Genomic DNA, 17,694 nt, shown 5'->3' on the forward strand with positions numbered 1-17,694 from the left:
AATTCGAACGCGCGACCCACAGCCGGGGAATTCAAAGACAACAATTATCGTTTCACTTCAACCTTAATGGCACGATTAGATAAAGCAACCCATACAACAAATGTAGCATTTTATACTACAAACGCTGTTGCGCTTTGATTTTTCAAACAGTATAATTAAGAATACTTGATCTAAAGGAGTGATCCTACTTGTCTAAAATCGTTTTTATTGCTCCTGATAAACAATTATTTTTACAAGGCAAAGAAATTATCCATCAACTTGGCTTAGACCATAAAATTGACCTCTATTTAGCACGTCTAAAAAGGGGAATTCAACTTGCTAAAAAACTGCAAAATGACGATGTTGACGTTATTGTTTGCAGAGGCGGCACAGCCCAATTAATTATCGAATCAAACGTAAGAATCCCTGTTGTTGAAATTCCCATTACCGGACAAGACCTCGCCCAAGTTTTTCATGAAGCAAAAAAAATAACCGGATTACCGCACCCCAAAGTTGCTATATTAGCCTATCGCAATATGGCCAATGACATTGAAGTATTGTCAGACATTCTGGCTATTAAACTGGCCATTTATCCCCTTAAGACAATTGATGATATCCCCGCAAAAATAGGCGAAGTCGCAGCAACAGATGCCAATATTGTGGTGGGAGGTATAAAAACGGTTCTTCTGGCTGCCAAGCAAGGCTTAAAAACTCACCTCATACGATCTGGCGATTTTTCCATTCGTTCAGCGTTTTTAGAGGCTCAAAAAATCGCACTAGGCCGACAAATCGAAAAAGAACGAGCCCAAGAATTTAAAACATTAGTGAACCATTCATTAGAAGGCATCATTAGTATCAATAAAGAAAAAATCATTAAGGTTTTTAATCCAACAGCCGAACGATTGCTAAATCGTTCGGCCAAAGAAATGCTTGGGCAAAAAACTAACTCAGTACTCACCTTTATCAATGTTGATGCCTGTTTACAAGACGGTCAGCACACTATCGGGCAAGTCATCCGACTCGGTAGTATTTGGATCACCATCAACATTACGCCGATCATCGTTGATCAATTGATCATCGGTGCTATCATCGCTTTCCAGGATGTCACACGTATTCAGGAAATGGAAGTTAGAATCCGCAATGAAGTAGTCGCCAAACGGTTTGTTGCAAAATATCGCTTTACCGATATCGTAGGAGCCTCCCCGCAAATTATTGAAACCAAACGAATCGCACAAGAAATATCCTTAATTGATGCCACTGTTTTAATTACCGGCGAATCAGGCACAGGAAAAGAATTATTTGCTCAAAGCATACACAATAATAGCCAAAGGAAAAGTGGACCATTTGTTGCCATCAATTGTGCTGCCTTACCACAAAATTTGCTTGAAAGCGAACTTTTTGGATATGTAGAAGGAGCATTTACGGGAGCAACAAAAAAGGGAAAACCCGGTTTATTTGAAATGGCGCATGGGGGCACAATTTTTCTGGACGAAATCTCAGAAATGGACAAATACGGTCAAGGTCGGTTACTCCGGGTATTGCAAGAAAAGCAGGTCATGCGTTTAGGGGATGATAAATATATCCCAGTTGATATGAGAATCATTGCCGCTACCAATAAAAACTTAATGGAACTTATTAAAGCAGGACATTTTCGGCAAGATCTTTTTTACAGGCTTAAAGTGCTAACAGTGACGTTACCACCCTTGCGTAATAGACACGACGATGTAAAATATCTCGCCCATCATTTCCTGGATTACTATAACCAGCAACACCTTAAACAGCTGGAAATTACCCCGACCGGATACGACTATCTGTCTGAATATTTTTGGCCTGGAAATATTAGAGAATTAAAGTTTTTCATTGAAAGATTAGTCGTAATCGCTAGTGAAAAGGTTATTACTGAGGGTGTTATACAAAAGTATTGGCACGACAGAGAATCCGAACCCGTCCTTACAAACAACATTCCCACCGGCATGTCTCCAGCATCTGAAAAAGATAGAATTACTTCAGCATTAGCACAATACAACTCAAATATAACCCATACCGCGAAATCACTGGGAATGGATAGAAGCACACTATATCGAAAACTAAAAACTTATAAAATTGAAGTCAAGAAAACGTACTAACAAAAGCTCTATCATAGTTGCATTGACAGCCTTCTTGACGATAAAAAAGCCTTCCAAGCAAATGCCTGGAAGGCTTGATTTTTCTGGAGCGACAACGAGATTGGTTAAGCTAACACATGCTTGATATAATCCGCAATTTCGTCATTCTTGCAATTTGCAAAGAAGTATTCTTGGAATTTTTCTCCGCTTACTGCACCTTTGAGTAACTCTTGATCTATATTTTTTAAAACAGTCATAATATCTTGATGAGCAACTTTTTTAACTTCATCTAAAATTTTCTTGTTCCGTTGTTCTGGAATTACTCTATCTTTAGGATAGCCTTGTCCGCTTTTTCCTTCAAATAGCTTCTCGAAGGCATATTGAAGATTTAACTCAGCACCCCAGCCAAATCCTTTTGCAAAGGGTAAAGAAATTGCATTTCCATCATTGATTTGAGCAAACATATATGCATCAGATGGATCTACCACATGTCCACATATCACTCCCGAAAAAGCGTTGCAAGCCAACATAGCACCTTCTCCTGTACCGCATCCTGTTATTACATAATCTACTGCTTTTGCATTTAACAATATCGCTGCCAGGATTCCATTCTGTACATAAGTCAATTGCGCTTTATCATCTGCACTATACATTCCGTAGTTAAACACTTCATGGCCCATTGGTTCTACCACTCTTTTTAGAACAGAACAAATCATTTCATTTTTAGCTGCTTGGCTATTTTCATTTATTAATGCTATTTTCATATTTTTTATGCCTCCTAATAATACGTTTCCAACGTTCTCTTATAATACAAACCTAAATTAAGGTTGTTTTCCAATATAAGCTAGGATACCACCATCTACATAGAGGATATGTCCGTTTACAAAATCAGAGGCATCTGATGCTAAAAATACGGCAGGCCCCTGTAAATCTTCAGGTGTTCCCCAGCGTGCAGCCGGTGTTTTTGCAATAATAAAGCTATTGAATGGATGTCCTTCTTGTCTGAGAGGTGCTGTTTGCGGTGTTGCAATATAACCAGGTCCAAGACCGTTACACTGGATATTAAACTCGCCATATTCTGATGCAATATTTTTTGTCAGCATCTTCAGGCCGCCCTTAGCAGCTGCATAAGCAGATACTGTTTCCCGCCCAAGTTCACTCATCATCGAGCAGATATTGATAATTTTACCATGTCCTTTTTTAATCATTCCCGGAATTACTGCTTTCGCTACAATAAATGGTGCATTTAAATCTACATCAATTACCTGACGGAATTCTTCCGCAGTCATTTCAGTCATTGGAATACGTTTGATAATACCAGCGTTGTTTACAAGAATATCAATGATACCAACCGCTTGTTCCACTTTTGCCACCATAGCTTGAACTTCATCTTCCTTGGTTACGTCACATACATAGCCAAAGGCACTGATTCCCGCTTCTTTATAAGCCTGGATTCCTTTATCCACCAATTCCTGATTCCTGTCATTAAAAATAATAGTTGCACCTGCTTCAGCATAAGCACTTGCAATAGCAAAACCAATTCCGTAAGAGCCACCAGTTACTAATGCAACTTTTCCTTCCAATGCAAACTTTTTCATAATACCCATCATTTTTACCTCCTTTTTATTTTACTTTTCTGCTGCTATATACAACGTGTTAAAGATTTTTACAGGTAGGTGGTGTGTTGGCAAAAGCGGAAGTTAAACGCTAGTAGTGAGGCGTTGTCAATGCATCACCAACCTACGCCTGCAAACTTTTTTACTGCGGAATATATAGCTATTTTGTTGTCTTACCTTATGCAATCAGTATATCATACTATTATTTCATAATCCTGTCATTTTTTCTTATAAATCTTGCATATCTTGAACAAGATAATTATAATTACCCTAAGAAAGGATGTATGTAATATGGAAGCATTCACATCATGTAAAACAGCAATTTCGGAATGTTTGAAAAACAAATATTATGCAATTGCCCATTTGCACAAAGAAGAAAAAATCATGGATATGCATATCCATGATTGCTATGAAATATATTATTCCATTTCAGGTGGAAAACAATTCCTTATAGATAACCGATTTTACGATATTAATCCAGGCGATTTATTTATTATCAATCAATTTGAAAGCCATTATTTAACCCAAATTAATAATATGGTTCATGAACGTATTATTATTTCTATCCATCCTGATTTTTTAAAGGAGATTTCGACAATACAAACCGACCTTAGCTATTGTTTTACCGAGCGTAATCAGGTATTTAACCATCGTATTTCATTAAATAAGGAGCAGCAGCACCGTTTTCTTTATTTTATTGGCAAAATAACCACTTCGAATGAATTTGGCAGTGATATAATTGAGCGGGTTGCATTTATGGAAATGATGGTTATGCTCAATAGTTTATTTATAAATAACCATAGTTCAGAAACAGCAGATTCCAACTTTCAATACAACCAACAGGTGCAAGAAATCCTCACCTACATCAATCAGCATATCACCGAGACGATTACTGTAGAACAGCTAGCCGAGCAATTCTACCTCAGTACCTCTTATATCTGCCGAATTTTCAAGGCAACTACCGGTACCACTATTAACAAGTACATTAATGCCCGCCGGATCACCCTCGCCAAATCCTTATTAACTATGGATCTGGGCGTCAGCGAAGTTTGCGAGAAGTGTGGCTTTAATGATTATAGCAACTTTTTAAAAGCGTTTACAAAAGCAGTTGGCATATCTCCGAAAAAATATGCTCAATATAGTGCAAGTTAACGACAGGCTATTTACATTTGTTTGGTCGGCATTTTTTTAATAATTTGGCTCAGGCTCAAGCCAAATGCAGGTACCCATCACTATTTATGACTATGCCCGAAACGTCTAAGTTATCGGTTTAAATAACTTCTGACCATATTCTTTGGACCGTTCTCCGAAAAGTGTACTATATTTCAAACGATTACCTTGCTTTTCAACATACATCATTCTATCCGCGTCTTTAATAATTTCATTTATACTGCCCATAACGCTAGGATTTCCAACAGACCATCCAATCGAAATACTGACTGGAATTGTTAGGTTAACCAAGTTGTGCCCAGCTACCTCTTCATATATTTTTCGATACACATTCTGAACTACTATTGCATCGCTCAAAGGCATTAATGCTGCAAATTCATCACCGCCAATGCGTGCAACTATATCACCGTCGCGAAAACATTTTTTAATAATTTGGGCTACAGTAATTAGTAAAGTATCTCCTGCATCATGACCATAGTTATCATTAACCAGTTTAAGTCCATCAATATCAATAGAGATGAGGCCTACCGGATTGTATTGGCCTGTTGACACTCGAATTAATTCTTGCTCCATATAATTACGATTATACAAACCAGTTAATATATCATGAAAGCTTATATGCAAAAGCTGCTCTTCGATTTTCTTACGTTCTGTAATATCATTAAATAAAATTATCGTTCCTTCGAACTTATCACTTACATCCAGCATGCGGTGAAATTTTATAATATAGTTTCGCTTTTCTTGATTTGGCAACTCAAAATCTTTTTCTAATGAAAATTCCAATGCATCCCCTTGATAAAAGTCCATAAATTCAGCGTTTAACCAAGGCAAAAGATCCTTCAGTTGTGGTTGTAGTGATAAGGTTGAATAATATATATAGCCTGGAGATTGGTGGTTTGCCTGAAAGAGTTGGTATGCCGCATAATTCATATTAATACAACGATTTTCATCATCTAAAAGTATAGCCGGATTCGGTATGCTTTCAAATATTGTTACGTATTTATTTTTCTCGTTTGTTAGATTTCGATTGGCAACTTGAAGTTCTGATATTATTGTCTGTTTTGTTTGAGCAGTCCATTCTGAACAAAAAGAAATCTCATTGTGATCAAAAAACCGAGTTACCCATAGCATATATAAATGTCGCTGCTCCTGATCTTGAATTGATTGCATTATCAAGTCAAGATATGTCTGGCGATAATATTTCATCAAGCCTAAAAACATTTCCAAGGTAACTCCTCTTTGCCTGTGTTTTTGGGCTTCTTTTATACCAAAAGAAGCCATTGGATTGTGCGCAAAGTCATGCTCAACATCAATTTCTGGAACCTGAGGATTTATTGAAGAAGCATTAAGCAGCGCTGTAGATAAACCTGTGATTGATACTACCCAAGCTTCCTCTAAGGTAGAGGTATATTTGGTGTAATTATGCAATTTAGCGTAGTCCAAAGTTCTTTTTATTAAAAATGACTGATTATTCTTGATTAAATCGCTAAGCATTTGCATACTCAAATCCTCCCCATGAATTGATACACAACCATAATCCTACTTACACTTTAATTTAGCCAAGAAAAAAGATAGCTGCAACTTATTATTCGTAAGTTATAGCTATCTTCTAGTTTCCGCCAGTCAATTCCTGCTATATTTTTACATAAAATGATCAATTTTGCTATAAACCTGTAGAAGCTTACAACACCTCCTGGCTAACCATAGCAATAAATTTTTCTGCTAGAACCGAATCAAACTGGGTTCCGGAACAGCGACGAATTTCGGCAAGCGCATCTTCGTTGGACAGAGCTTTGCGGTAAGGCCTGTCGCTTGTCATGGCATCATATGCATCCACTATGCTGAGAATACGACACTGAATCGGGATTTCTTCGCCGCTGATGCCGAGCGGATAGCCTCTACCATCCCAATGCTCCTGGTGCTTCAATACCCAGTCAGCAATCGGCTCCAGGTCCGGAGATGCTTTCGCAATCCTAAATCCAATCTCACAATGCTGTTGCATTATGTTCATTTCATCTTCGGTTAGTTTACCAGGCTTCTTTAATATGCTGTCCGGAATGCCAACCTTACCAATATCGTGAAACTTGGCAAATAGCCGTAATTCAGAAATAGCTTCTTGCGGCATTTCTAAGCATTGTCCCATCAGTAGCATCAGCCTGCTCAAACGGTCGGCATGCCCTTCAGTAATATGATCGCGGGCCTCAAGCGCCTTCATTAGCGTCCGAACAATCGAACCACGAACACTTTGGCTCTGATGCATCTTCTGACGGTACATGGTGTTATCGGCGGTTTTAAAGACGCTTTCCACATTCACATTTTCCTCGCCCAGGGCCCACCCTAGCGACAGGCTGAGCGGAAGGTGGGGATTATCAACATTATAAGCCTCCACCTGCATCCGGTAATACTGCTCCAATTCCCCCAGCTGCTGCCTGGTCGAATCAAATAGCACAATTGCAAACTCGTCGCCGCCAATCCGGGCTACATAGTTCGGCGCTTTAATCCCGGCGGCCAACAGGCCGGCCACGCATTTCAAAAGCTCGTCCCCCTGGCGATGACCCAGCGTATCATTGATCAACTTCAAGCCGTCCACATCGCCGACGAAGATACCGATAGAGCGGTGTTTGCTGGACGACACCCGCATCATGTCGATTTCAAAATAAGCACGGTTATATACACCGGTCATCGGATCGCGCTGGCGGAGATATTCCAAGCCTTCCTCCATCTGCTTGCGAGCCGTAATATCCCGCATCGATGCCAAGCAGCGGATTTTGCCATCTATTTCAACCGGTGTGGCACTAATTTCGAAAATCAAGCGTCTTCCCTCACGGTCATGGGTTTCCCGTTCATAAAGTGGCTGGGGCCCCTCCCTTACCGTAGCCTGGATAACTTGTAAAGCAGCTTCTTTATTGGCGGCAGTCGAAATTAAAATGTTCCCATGCTCTTCGAATTCTTTTTCTGAATACCCGGACACTTCCACCATCCGGTGGTTAACTGCCAAAATTTCGCCTGTTTCCCCATCATTGAGAACAAGACAGTCACCGACAGCGTTAAAGATGTCCATCGCCATCTTTTGACTGCGATGCAACTCGTCCATTTTCCTAGCATTTTCCACGGCAATCGATGCCAATTCGGCAAATCGGTTCAACAGTTCCAGTTCTTTTTCTCCAAAATGATAGTGCTCGTTGGTAAAGGCCACTCCGATGACCCCAATAACTTTATCTTCGCGTTTTAAAGGTACCTGAGCAAAGCAGCGGACCTCATGCAGTGCGGGGTGCGGCAGTCTGTTCGCCCAGGTATTGTAATTTCTAACTACAGCCGGCTTACCTGTCCTGTATACTTGACCGATGATCCCTATATCAAGAGGCAGCTTAATACCCGCGTGAGTTTCAAATATCCCCTGCCCACCGAGCCCGTCCATAACCATCTCTTGTTCATTGAGCAGGGCAAGATTGCCGTGCGGTGTACCAACGCTCGCTGTTGCCCAGATGATGACAGTCTTGAGCAACCCCTCAAGGTCGGTTTGACTCATCAATTTTGCAGCTATTTCTCGCAGCGCTTCAAGTACAGTATTTTGACTGATAAGATCCTGATTCACCTTGTCAAGTTCGCCATACTGAATGCGAAGCTCTTCCTCGATGGCGATAAGCTCTTCATGTGTCGCGGTCAATTCCGCAAAACCATCCTGAAGTTGCTGTTCGGCTAGGACTCTGTCGGTAATGTCAATAGCTGCCCCTACGACAGCTTTAACCTTTCCATTATTATCAAATATAGGAATCATGCGGCTATTTAAATAAATTTCCCCTACCTTATGTTCTAAAAAGACAGCTTCGCCCCCTGCAGCCTTACGAATTGCATTAAGAAACTCTGGATAATCACGATAAATTTCGAAGGCCGAGCGACCAACCACTTCACCGGCCTTCAAGCCGAGCTTATTTAGTACAAGGCCTTCAGATAACATGAAATTCCCCTTCGGATTCACAGCATAGAAAATAATGGGAGTATTCGCAACAAAAGTGCGAAGCCAGGTTTCGTCCCTACGTTGCTTTCGCGCTCTGGCAATAATATACCCAATAGAAAATAGGATAAATAGGCTGACGCCGCCGGCAACGGCAAGGTAGATGGTGCGCCGCTGGACAAAGGGCGCCAAAGCATCCTCCGATACACCAACCTGAATAATCACTGGATATTCAGGCATCCTGCGATAACTGACCTCTAACATTTTGCCGAAAGTACTACCGTGAGTAGAATAGAAACCGTCTGTTGCGTTTTTTATTTGCTGGAAAAGGGCGGATTCGCTCATGTCGGCATCCAGTTCAGAAAAATCATTGCTTGCGCGAATTATGCCATCAAGTCCAATCAAGCGGATAGTATAATTCTCTGTAAAATCCATTTCACGATAAAATTTCGTAAAATAATAGGGATCCATTGCGATAACTGCCACACCGGCGAAACTACCATCCGGATTATTGAGGCGGCGAGTCATATGTATGCTGACTTTTTGCGATGTCCGGCCAACAAAAGGTCTTCCAAGGTAACTCGCGCCCGTGTCAGCGGCGATATGGTAAACAAAATGAGGAACTGTAGCAATATTTACGCCTGCAGTATTTCCCAAAGTACTTACCACAAAATCACCAGTAGAGTTGACAATGCCGGCTGAGGCCATCGGATCAAGACGCAGTTGTTGAAACACGCGTTCTAATGCGGGGGAAAGTGTGTAAGTCTGCTCATATTCAGCCTTCATGTTGTTTAAATAGAACTCATTCGTTTGCAACACTCTGCGCACATGCTCTTCAAAGGCCCGCGTAAGTCGGTCACTGTCTTGACGCATCATGTCAATGGTGGCTTTATGATCATAGTCAATTTGCCACAAAGCACCACACCAGACGAAAACTAATAAAACAGCACAAAATAGAATTATGGACCTGTCGGGAATGATCCAATTCCGTATAAATCGACCGACCTTATCCATTATTACCCCTCCACTGTTGCCTACTATACTTATAAACTTAAATGCTGGGAACTTACCTTGGTACTGAAGTAATACATTAAAACTATCGCAATGCCTGTAATAGCAAAACTTAGTAGTGGTAATAACTTATAATCGGACCTAGTAAATATTTTTCGCCGCATACAATTCCTCACTTACTATATACAACAAGTAATAACTTTTACGTATTATCAATCTAAATTTATCTAATTCTACTAAATATAACAAAAATCCTACATCTACCTCCGTTATACATTTCAGGATTAAATTGCCTAGATAAAAAAGAGAGGTCGCAAATCGGCTGCAACCTCATCTTACTATATCATTATAGAGCCACAGATATAATATACCTATCCTGCCACATTGATATAACCCATTGCAAAATTCACAGCAAGTGGCAAATTTAAGGTTAGAAAACGTAAAAGAATAGTCGATTTTGGAATTTTTTATAAAACAAGCAGGTATTTCGACACTGTATACTGAAATAACTTGTCAAGAAATTAGTTAGCAGACTGAGTGAGGAATATGCTATGTCTATGTTCTCGAATGTTCATGACAGTGCGGTGGAACAATTTTATTTAAAAGAAGATCTATTCCATACTAAAATAGCTATCATTGTTGCCATTTGTTTTTGTCTTATGTTTATACGCAACGATTATGTGTTTTTTGGGATAGGCCCTCAGTTTTATCAGGCAGTTTTGGCTCGTGTTATTTTTGTGTCATTATCTGCAGTATCCTTGTATTTCCTTAGTAGGATAAAGACTTTTCGACAGCACGAACTGTTAGTCTATGTTTGGTGCAGTCTTTTTATTTTGCTATGTACTTTTATCAATGTAACCAGGCAAGCTGATAATATTAATTTTACTTATCTTGATACTGTGGTAGTCCTCTTGATTTCGCTTTATTTCCCAGGAAATGTTTGGGGAAAGAGCATCTTGGCTGGATGTTTAGCTATTAGTGATTTAGCAATTCTGGTACTCATGAAAACTCCAAAATATACCTTATCCTTGGATGTAATATTTGTTTCTTACTTGATTGCACTGTTATTAGGGATTGTGATTGCGACTAAATTTCGAAAATTCCGTTATGAGCACTATTATGCTTTGGTAAAGGAGCATACCATGCGCTTGGAGCTGGAAAAGGTTGCTTATACCGATTATTTGACAGGTGCGTTGAACCGACGAAAATTTTTTCAGTTAGGTGAACACCAGTTTAACCTATTTAAAGAAAACGAAACATCCTTTTCGCTCATCATGCTGGACTTGGATTATTTTAAGACGTTGAATGATAAATTTGGACACGCCGCCGGTGATGCTTTTTTGAAGGCATTTACTAAGACCATTGTAGACCATAACCGCCCTAGTGACATTCTTGGCAGATTAGGCGGGGAAGAGTTCGCTTTGATTTTACCTGAAACCAAGCTCGAATTTGCTATAGAAATCGCAGAAAGATTGCGGAGTTTATGTGAAAATAATAAAGCATTTTATAATAAAAAAGTATTACAAACCACGGTAAGTATTGGAGTAACCGAGGCATGGAAAAAGGACAAGTCATTCCATGATGTCTTAAAAAGAGCGGATGAAGCTCTGTACCAAGCCAAACGCAAAGGGCGTAACCGCGTCCAATTAATAGTTAGTAATGCCTAAGCACATTGCAATATTTTAGACAGTAGCGCTCAGCCACTGTCTAAAATATTGCAACTGTTCGTCAGTATGGAAATAATGTTCGCCATGTTCCAACACCTGCAATTTGCAATTATATCGTTTAACAAAATCTGATACTACCTCAAACTCAGAAAGCTTGTCATCCGAACCATAGAGAATCGCAGTTGGCTTATCCCATGTGTCGATAGGATTGAATTTTACATAGCAGTAATAATCCCAGTAGAGTGTCTGCCCGATTGGCGTTTCAATCTCTCTTTCGACTTTAATCTGTCCTCACTTATATTGAACCATGACATAATAATATTTATAATACGCTCCATGCTGACTACAGGAGAAAGAAACAAACACTGTTCGAACGGAAAATCCCGGTACGTAAGCAAGCTGAAATATGCCCCCATACTGCAAGCAAACAAGCTTATCTTGCTTGAGACAGTTCGCGCATAATCCATGATAGCAGCAAGGTCACTGACACAGTTTTGAACCTTGCAAGCATAGTCTTCATCTTTGCGGTCTCCGTGCCTAGGTAAGTCAAAGCTAAGCACCTGATACCTTTCCGCAGTTGCTTCTTCTGCAAAAATTATAATCGCGTCATCATCCTTACTGGACATGTGACGAGTAAGCGCCCATGCTGGGCGCACACAAAAAGCCTTCCAAACAAATACCTATGTATTTTAGGGGACGGAGTTGCTGATAATCGTATGCCAATAACCCGGTACTTGCCCTTTTGCCCTAAAACAAACATCTACCGATATTTTGAGAATTCGGTAGATGTTTGTTTTATTTGGATCACACTTAGTATTCTTTACTCAAGTTGCCTATAAAGAGTTAATCTTCTAATAAATAATATAAAGTAGCAAAATTTTACAGGATTTTTGCTATCAATGGCGAAGATAATTTATATTCGCAAAAAAACGAAATTTATAAATAGAGTTTTTTATTTAAAAACAAGGGAGGTTTTATAATGGATTTTTCCCGTCGGCAGTTTCTTAAATTGTCTGTTTCAACTGTTGCAATATTAAGTACGGGCTTACATCTCGATACCGAGAAAGCCAAAGCAACTGGTTATACGTTGAAATTACATGATGCTACTGAATACCCTAGCATCTGTCATTTCTGCTCTGGCGGTTGTGGCGTGATTGTTCATGTACGAGAAGGAAACCTCGTTAATGTTGAAGGTGATCCGGATCATCCGACAAATAAAGGGACGCTCTGTCCTAAGGGCGCGGCTTTGGGGCAGGTACGGGGTAATACTCGCAGGATCACCAAGCCGCTTTATCGTGCGCCAGGAGGAAAAGACTGGCAGGAAATATCATGGGAAACAGCTGTTGACAAGATTGCCAGAAAAATTAAGGAAGTGCGGGATACCACTTGGCTACCTGCAACCAACAGCACAAATGCCATCGGTTTATTAGGATCGGCTGAGCTGGATAATGAAGAATGTTATTTGATGACCAAATTTATCCGTACAATCGGCAGTAATTATAACGAACATCAGGCACGTGTTTGACATGCCCCTACGGTGACAAGTTTGTCACCTTCATTTGGCCGGGGTGCGATGACTAATTCTTGGACAGATATGGAAAATGCCAGGTGGTTTCTAATTGCCGGTTCAAACGCGGCGGAAAACCACCCGATTGCAATGAAATATTTATTGCGGGCACAGGAAAAAGGTGCAAAAATTATTGTCGTTGATCCTCGGTTTACAAGGACTGCCGCCAAGGCTAACCTTTTTGCCCAAATACGGCCGGGAACTGATATTGCTTACTTAGGCGCGATTATTAATTATATCCTGCAAAATAGTTTGTATAATAAAGAGTATCTTGTTAATTTTACTAATGCTTTGTGTAAGATTAATCCAGCCTTTGCGTTTCAGGATGGCCTTTTCTCAGGCTATGACAGCACAAAAGGAAGTTATGCTACCGACAGTTGGTCATATGTGCTGGATGAACAGGGCCAGCCGGTTAAGGCTGCTTCACTGGAAGAACCAGGGACTGTATTCAGTTTGATGAAACAACATTATAGCCGGTATACCTTAGAAACAGGGTCAGCCATCAGTGGGATCCCAGCAGAAACCATTAAACAAATTGCCGATATAATTACTAAGAACAGCATTGGTACGATTATGTATGCACTGGGAATGACGCAACACACCACGGCTACCCAGGGAATTCGCTGTTATGCCATTATTCAATTGCTATTAGGCAATATTGGCGTTGCCGGCGGCGGCGTCAACGCTCTACGTGGCGAGCCTAATGTGCAAGGTTCTACCGACTTCTCTAATTTATCGACAACGCTGCCTGGCTATCTTCCTACGCCGATGGAAGAGGACAAAGATACAACTGCTTATGGCATGAAATATGGATCAACTAATCTTAAGCATTTGATCTCTCTGCAAAAAGCCTGGTATGGCGAGAAAGCCACTGCCGATAATGATTATGCATATGGCTATTTGCCGCGCATTACGACAGGTAAAGCCACAAGCTATATTCCGATGACCGAAGATATGTCCAGAGGACAATTTAAACTGCTACTCAATGTCGGGATTAATCCGCGGGTGAGTATTCCTAATAATGCGGTGGTACAATCGGGGTTAGCCAAGCTGGAGATGATGGTAGTCAGTGACTTCTTCGAAACTGAGACAGCTTCATTCTGGAAGGCGCCTGGTGTAAATTCTGCCGAAGTAAAAACCGAAGTTATTTTCCTGCCGGTCGCTTTTTCCTATGAGAAAGCTGGCAGTTTAACCAATAGCGGTCGCTGGATACAATGGAAATCGGCAGCACTCAAGCCTGAGGGGGCTTGCAGAGCCGATCTTGATATTTTTGATTCAATCTTCCGTAAGGTACGCTCGCTGTACGCAGGCAGTACCGATCCGAAAGATGCACCAATTCTTCATTCTGTTTGGGATTACGGACACGAAGCAGACCCTGAAAAGGTATTGCAAGAAATCAACGGTTATAACATGACAACTGGGAAATTGCTTGGGTCGTTGGGCGAGTATCTTGCCGGCGAGGCCGGACAAGTTTCTTCAGGTTGCTGGATTTACTCCGGCGTTTATGGGAACGGTAACCTGGCCAAACGGCGTGATGGAAAAGATCCGGGCGGGTTGGGCCTATTCCCCCAATGGACATATGCTTGGCCTGCAAATATTCGGATACTATATAACCGCGCTTCGTGCAACCAACAAGGTCAGCCACTAGATGCAACTCGTCAGCTTGTTTGGTGGGATCCGGCTAAGAGCCAGTGGGTTGGCAACGACGTTCCCGATGTTCCTGATCGCTCTAAGGGGCCAGATACCCCACAAGGCAAGACGGCATTTAGGATGAATGCCGATCAAATGGCTCGTTTGTTTACGGCTCCGTTCAAAAATATGAAACCAGGCACTAATATGCCGATATCGCTGGCCGGAATTAATTCTGACGGGCCGTTGCCAGAGTTCTATGAACCGATTGAAAGTCCAACAAGCAATGTTCTGCATCCGAATGTTCAAATCAATCCTCTGGCGAAAGTGCGACAAGCTATTAAGGAGAAGCAACAGTTGGGCGGCAAGGAAGAATTCCCGTTTGTCCTGACGACATATACGTCTGGCACCGAACATTTTTGCAGCGGTTCACTGACGCGGAACTTGCCCTGGCTGGTGGAGTTTATGCCCGAACCTTTCCTTGAGATGGGGAAGGTCATGGCTTCTAAACTCGGCGTTACTAACGGCGAAGTTGTTGAACTGTCCTCGGCACGTGGCACCCTTCAGGTCAAGGCGATGGTAACCAACCGCATTCAACCCTTGATGATTAACGGCAAAGAAACATACACTGTGGGTATGCCGTTTGGGTGGGGTTATGCTGGGTTAGGTACCGGACCGAGCGTGAATAATCTAACCCATGCTGCTTTTGATCCGGCATCGGGAACACCTGAATTCAAAGCGCAGTTGGTCAATGTAAGGAAGGTGAAGTAAGGTGTCGGAAAGAATGAGCGTGTTATATGATGCTTCCAAATGCACAGCCTGTCAGGCATGTTCAGTAGCCTGTAAGCAATGGAACACACTGCCTGCAGAAAAAACAACGTTTACCAGCAGCTATCAAACACATGATCAACTTACGCCAAAAACCTGGACATTTATCGCTTTCGATGAAGTGTACGAAAATAATAAAATGCAATGGCTGTTCAGAAAAGAGCAATGTATGCATTGTGGGGAAGCGGCCTGCATGCAGGCCTGTAACCATGATGCTATATCTCATACAGAGCTGGGATTTGTTGTGATTGATCACAATAAGTGTATCGGCTGTGGTTTTTGTGTAACAAATTGTACATTTCACGTACCACGGGTGGATCCTATTACCAACAAAGCATATAAATGTACCGGTTGTCCTGAACGTGTTGGCAACGGTTTGGCACCAGCCTGTGTGCAAACATGCCAGCCAGAGGCGTTGGTCTACGGGAAACGGGAAGATATTATGGCATTAGCCGAGGCGCGGTTCAAGGCACTCCAGCCACTGTATCCCAAGGCAAATTTATATAGTGCTCCTAATCTACAAGGGATTAACTTTACCTATATATTATTGCGTGAACCTAAGTTCTATGGCTTGCCAGATGAACCACATGTACCAGTTTCTGTACATGCCTGGAAACAGGTGCTTCGTCCTTTCGGTGAGATTGCTATCGCTGGCGCCTTACTGACAACTGCAATTTCGTTTATTAAAACCAGGAAGAAAGATGATGAGAAGAGCGCCGGCAAATCACGCGATCAGGGGGTTGGTAAAAATGGATAATGACCGCATTCAGCGCTTTAGTGTTGGCGAACGGGTGACACATTGGGTTCACACACTTAGCTTCTTTGTCTTATTACTAACTGGGCTTGTCGTTTTTTCGCCAAAGTTTCACTTCATTACCGCACTGACAGGCGGAGTTGAAGGAGCCCGGATTATCCACAGGGGTGCAGGTATTGTCTTTGGATTTGTTTCACTGCTTCTTTTCTTTATTGGTGATCGCACGAGTTTTATTCGCTGGCTAAAGGAAATTACTTTCTTTCAGAAAAGCGATATAAAATTTTTGCAAGGATTTGCTCAGGAATTTATGGGGGGGCATCCTGAACTGCCGGAGCAAGGCCGGTTTAACGCTGGACAAAAAATCAATTCACTGATGGTTCTTGTGGTCGGTACGATACTGACAATAACGGGTTTTATGATGTGGTTTGCCGAAGCTATCCCCTTGGAGGTCATCCGCTGGGCGTATCCACTGCATGACTTAGCGGCCCTTGGCATGACTGCCGTAATTATTGCTCATATGTATCTTGGTTTGTTACATCCCGGTTCGAAAGAATCAATCCATGGGATGTTATATGGAACAATCACCCGTACTTTTGCCAAAACTCATCATGCATTATGGTATCGCGAAGTAACCAAAGAAACGACAAAGGAGAATGGTCAGTGATTAGTTCTGATGCACTTAGACCTATCTTAGTTACTTTAGAAAAGGCTACTGAATCATTGGCACCCGTTACGGTAGAAGAGAACTACTTAATGCGTGTGTCAAAGGGAGAAGCGGCGTTGACAATGCCGGATTTACCATATACGGCGGCGGCGGAATTGCTTGTGGCGGTTCTTAGAGTACATGGATCAAAAACGCTTGCGCAGGGACAAGCGTTGCAGGTCGTCACTGCCTATTGGCAAGAGCAAGCTGTAAACGGCCTTTGGGAGACCTGTGGTATTAATGCAGAAAACGCTAATGTCTATCTGCACCTGGCTTGCCAGGCAGCTTTGGCTCATATGGCGCAAGCCATTACCAAAGCTGCCTCTGTTGCCCAGTGGGTAGGGGCGAGATGCCCAGTCTGCGGCGATGTCGCCAGTTTCGCCTGTCTTGAAAAAGGCTCTGGTAAACGGACTCTGGTTTGTGGCAGTTGTTTTACCCACTGGAGTTATAAACGAATTGGCTGCTGTTTTTGTCATGAAGATAGACCAGATCACATGAAAAAGCTAACAACCGATGATTTCCCTGGCTGGGCAGTTACGGTCTGCAACACCTGCCGCGGCTATTTAAAAACTGTCGACTTGCGGGTGCTTGCAGCCGAGCCGGAATGGCGCGAAACTGTTTTGGCAATATTGCCACTTGATTATGCTGTGCAAAAATGGCTGGCGGCTGACAACTGCGCCAGTTCATAGGCTTATACTATTACAGAGGGA

General features: G+C 41.8%; 12 protein-coding genes. 7 read left to right on the plus strand and 5 right to left on the minus strand.

All coding sequences use genetic code 11. The features are described 5' to 3' along the window. Positions 1–188: 188 nt before the first annotated feature. Positions 189–2,105 (plus strand): sigma 54-interacting transcriptional regulator, encoded by a 1,917-nt coding sequence (locus tag ACZ449_RS21450; protein WP_464258088.1) that lies wholly within the window; start codon positions 189–191, stop codon positions 2,103–2,105. Between the two features lie 104 nt (positions 2,106–2,209). Here ACZ449_RS21450 and ACZ449_RS21455 read toward each other — a convergent pair whose 3' ends face one another. Beyond that, complete coding sequence (locus tag ACZ449_RS21455) at positions 2,210–2,848, minus strand: RpiB/LacA/LacB family sugar-phosphate isomerase (RefSeq protein WP_464258089.1); 639 nt, start codon at positions 2,846–2,848, stop codon at positions 2,210–2,212. Positions 2,849–2,905: 57 nt separating this feature from the next. Beyond that, positions 2,906–3,694: a gluconate 5-dehydrogenase gene (locus ACZ449_RS21460; RefSeq protein ID WP_464258090.1), complete on the minus strand. Its 789-nt coding sequence runs from the start codon at positions 3,692–3,694 to the stop codon at positions 2,906–2,908. Positions 3,695–3,991: 297 nt separating this feature from the next. Between ACZ449_RS21460 and ACZ449_RS21465 the strand changes: the two genes are divergently transcribed. After that, positions 3,992–4,852: an AraC family transcriptional regulator gene (locus ACZ449_RS21465; protein WP_464258091.1), complete on the plus strand. Its 861-nt coding sequence runs from the start codon at positions 3,992–3,994 to the stop codon at positions 4,850–4,852. Between the two features lie 105 nt (positions 4,853–4,957). Here ACZ449_RS21465 and ACZ449_RS21470 read toward each other — a convergent pair whose 3' ends face one another. Continuing rightward, entirely contained in the window at positions 4,958–6,370 is a 1,413-nt protein-coding gene (locus tag ACZ449_RS21470) for a sensor domain-containing diguanylate cyclase (RefSeq protein WP_464258092.1), read from the minus strand. Positions 6,371–6,551: 181 nt separating this feature from the next. Continuing rightward, the gene (locus tag ACZ449_RS21475; protein ID WP_464258093.1) at positions 6,552–9,839 is read right to left on the minus strand and encodes an HD domain-containing phosphohydrolase; all 3,288 of its coding nucleotides are present in this window, start codon (positions 9,837–9,839) and stop codon (positions 6,552–6,554) included. Between the two features lie 581 nt (positions 9,840–10,420). Between ACZ449_RS21475 and ACZ449_RS21480 the strand changes: the two genes are divergently transcribed. Beyond that, positions 10,421–11,503, plus strand: a complete 1,083-nt coding sequence (locus ACZ449_RS21480; protein ID WP_464258094.1) for a GGDEF domain-containing protein — start codon at positions 10,421–10,423, stop codon at positions 11,501–11,503. A 215-nt stretch (positions 11,504–11,718) separates the two neighbouring features. Here the strand turns inward: ACZ449_RS21480 and ACZ449_RS21485 are convergent, their stop codons facing one another. Next, entirely contained in the window at positions 11,719–12,159 is a 441-nt protein-coding gene (locus ACZ449_RS21485; protein WP_464258095.1) for an alpha/beta fold hydrolase, read from the minus strand. 323 nt (positions 12,160–12,482) lie between these two features. On the opposite strand from ACZ449_RS21485, the gene fdnG reads away from it, so the two are divergent. The 4 genes from fdnG to ACZ449_RS21505 are packed head-to-tail and all read left to right on the plus strand — an operon-like array spanning position 12,483 to position 17,673. Then, a complete protein-coding gene (gene fdnG, locus ACZ449_RS21490) occupies positions 12,483–15,470 on the plus strand; it encodes a formate dehydrogenase-N subunit alpha (protein WP_464261914.1) in 2,988 nt (995 codons plus the stop codon). A gap of 13 nt (positions 15,471–15,483) precedes the next feature. Then, entirely contained in the window at positions 15,484–16,284 is an 801-nt protein-coding gene (locus tag ACZ449_RS21495; protein ID WP_464258096.1) for a 4Fe-4S dicluster domain-containing protein, read from the plus strand. Further along, positions 16,277–16,945, plus strand: a complete 669-nt coding sequence (locus ACZ449_RS21500) for a formate dehydrogenase subunit gamma (protein WP_464258097.1) — start codon at positions 16,277–16,279, stop codon at positions 16,943–16,945. Before ACZ449_RS21495 ends, ACZ449_RS21500 begins: the two co-directional genes overlap by 8 nt. Beyond that, complete coding sequence (locus ACZ449_RS21505) at positions 16,942–17,673, plus strand: hypothetical protein (protein WP_464258098.1); 732 nt, start codon at positions 16,942–16,944, stop codon at positions 17,671–17,673. The genes ACZ449_RS21500 and ACZ449_RS21505 overlap by 4 nt, the downstream gene beginning before the upstream one ends. Positions 17,674–17,694: the final 21 nt, after the last annotated feature.

This window comes from Desulfosporomusa polytropa (genome assembly GCF_055380075.1).

Bases quoted from the DNA above. Each gene is read 5' to 3' on its own strand.
- ACZ449_RS21455 (WP_464258089.1), bottom strand. From the start codon at position 2,848: ATGAAAATAGCATTAATAAATGAAAATAGCCAAGCAGCTAAAAATGAA.
- ACZ449_RS21460 (WP_464258090.1), bottom strand. From the start codon at position 3,694: ATGATGGGTATTATGAAAAAGTTTGCATTGGAAGGAAAAGTTGCATTA.
- ACZ449_RS21465 (WP_464258091.1), top strand. From the start codon at position 3,992: ATGGAAGCATTCACATCATGTAAAACAGCAATTTCGGAATGTTTGAAA.
- ACZ449_RS21470 (WP_464258092.1), bottom strand. From the start codon at position 6,370: ATGCAAATGCTTAGCGATTTAATCAAGAATAATCAGTCATTTTTAATA.
- ACZ449_RS21475 (WP_464258093.1), bottom strand. From the start codon at position 9,839: ATGGATAAGGTCGGTCGATTTATACGGAATTGGATCATTCCCGACAGG.
- ACZ449_RS21495 (WP_464258096.1), top strand. From the start codon at position 15,484: ATGAGCGTGTTATATGATGCTTCCAAATGCACAGCCTGTCAGGCATGT.
- ACZ449_RS21500 (WP_464258097.1), top strand. From the start codon at position 16,277: ATGGATAATGACCGCATTCAGCGCTTTAGTGTTGGCGAACGGGTGACA.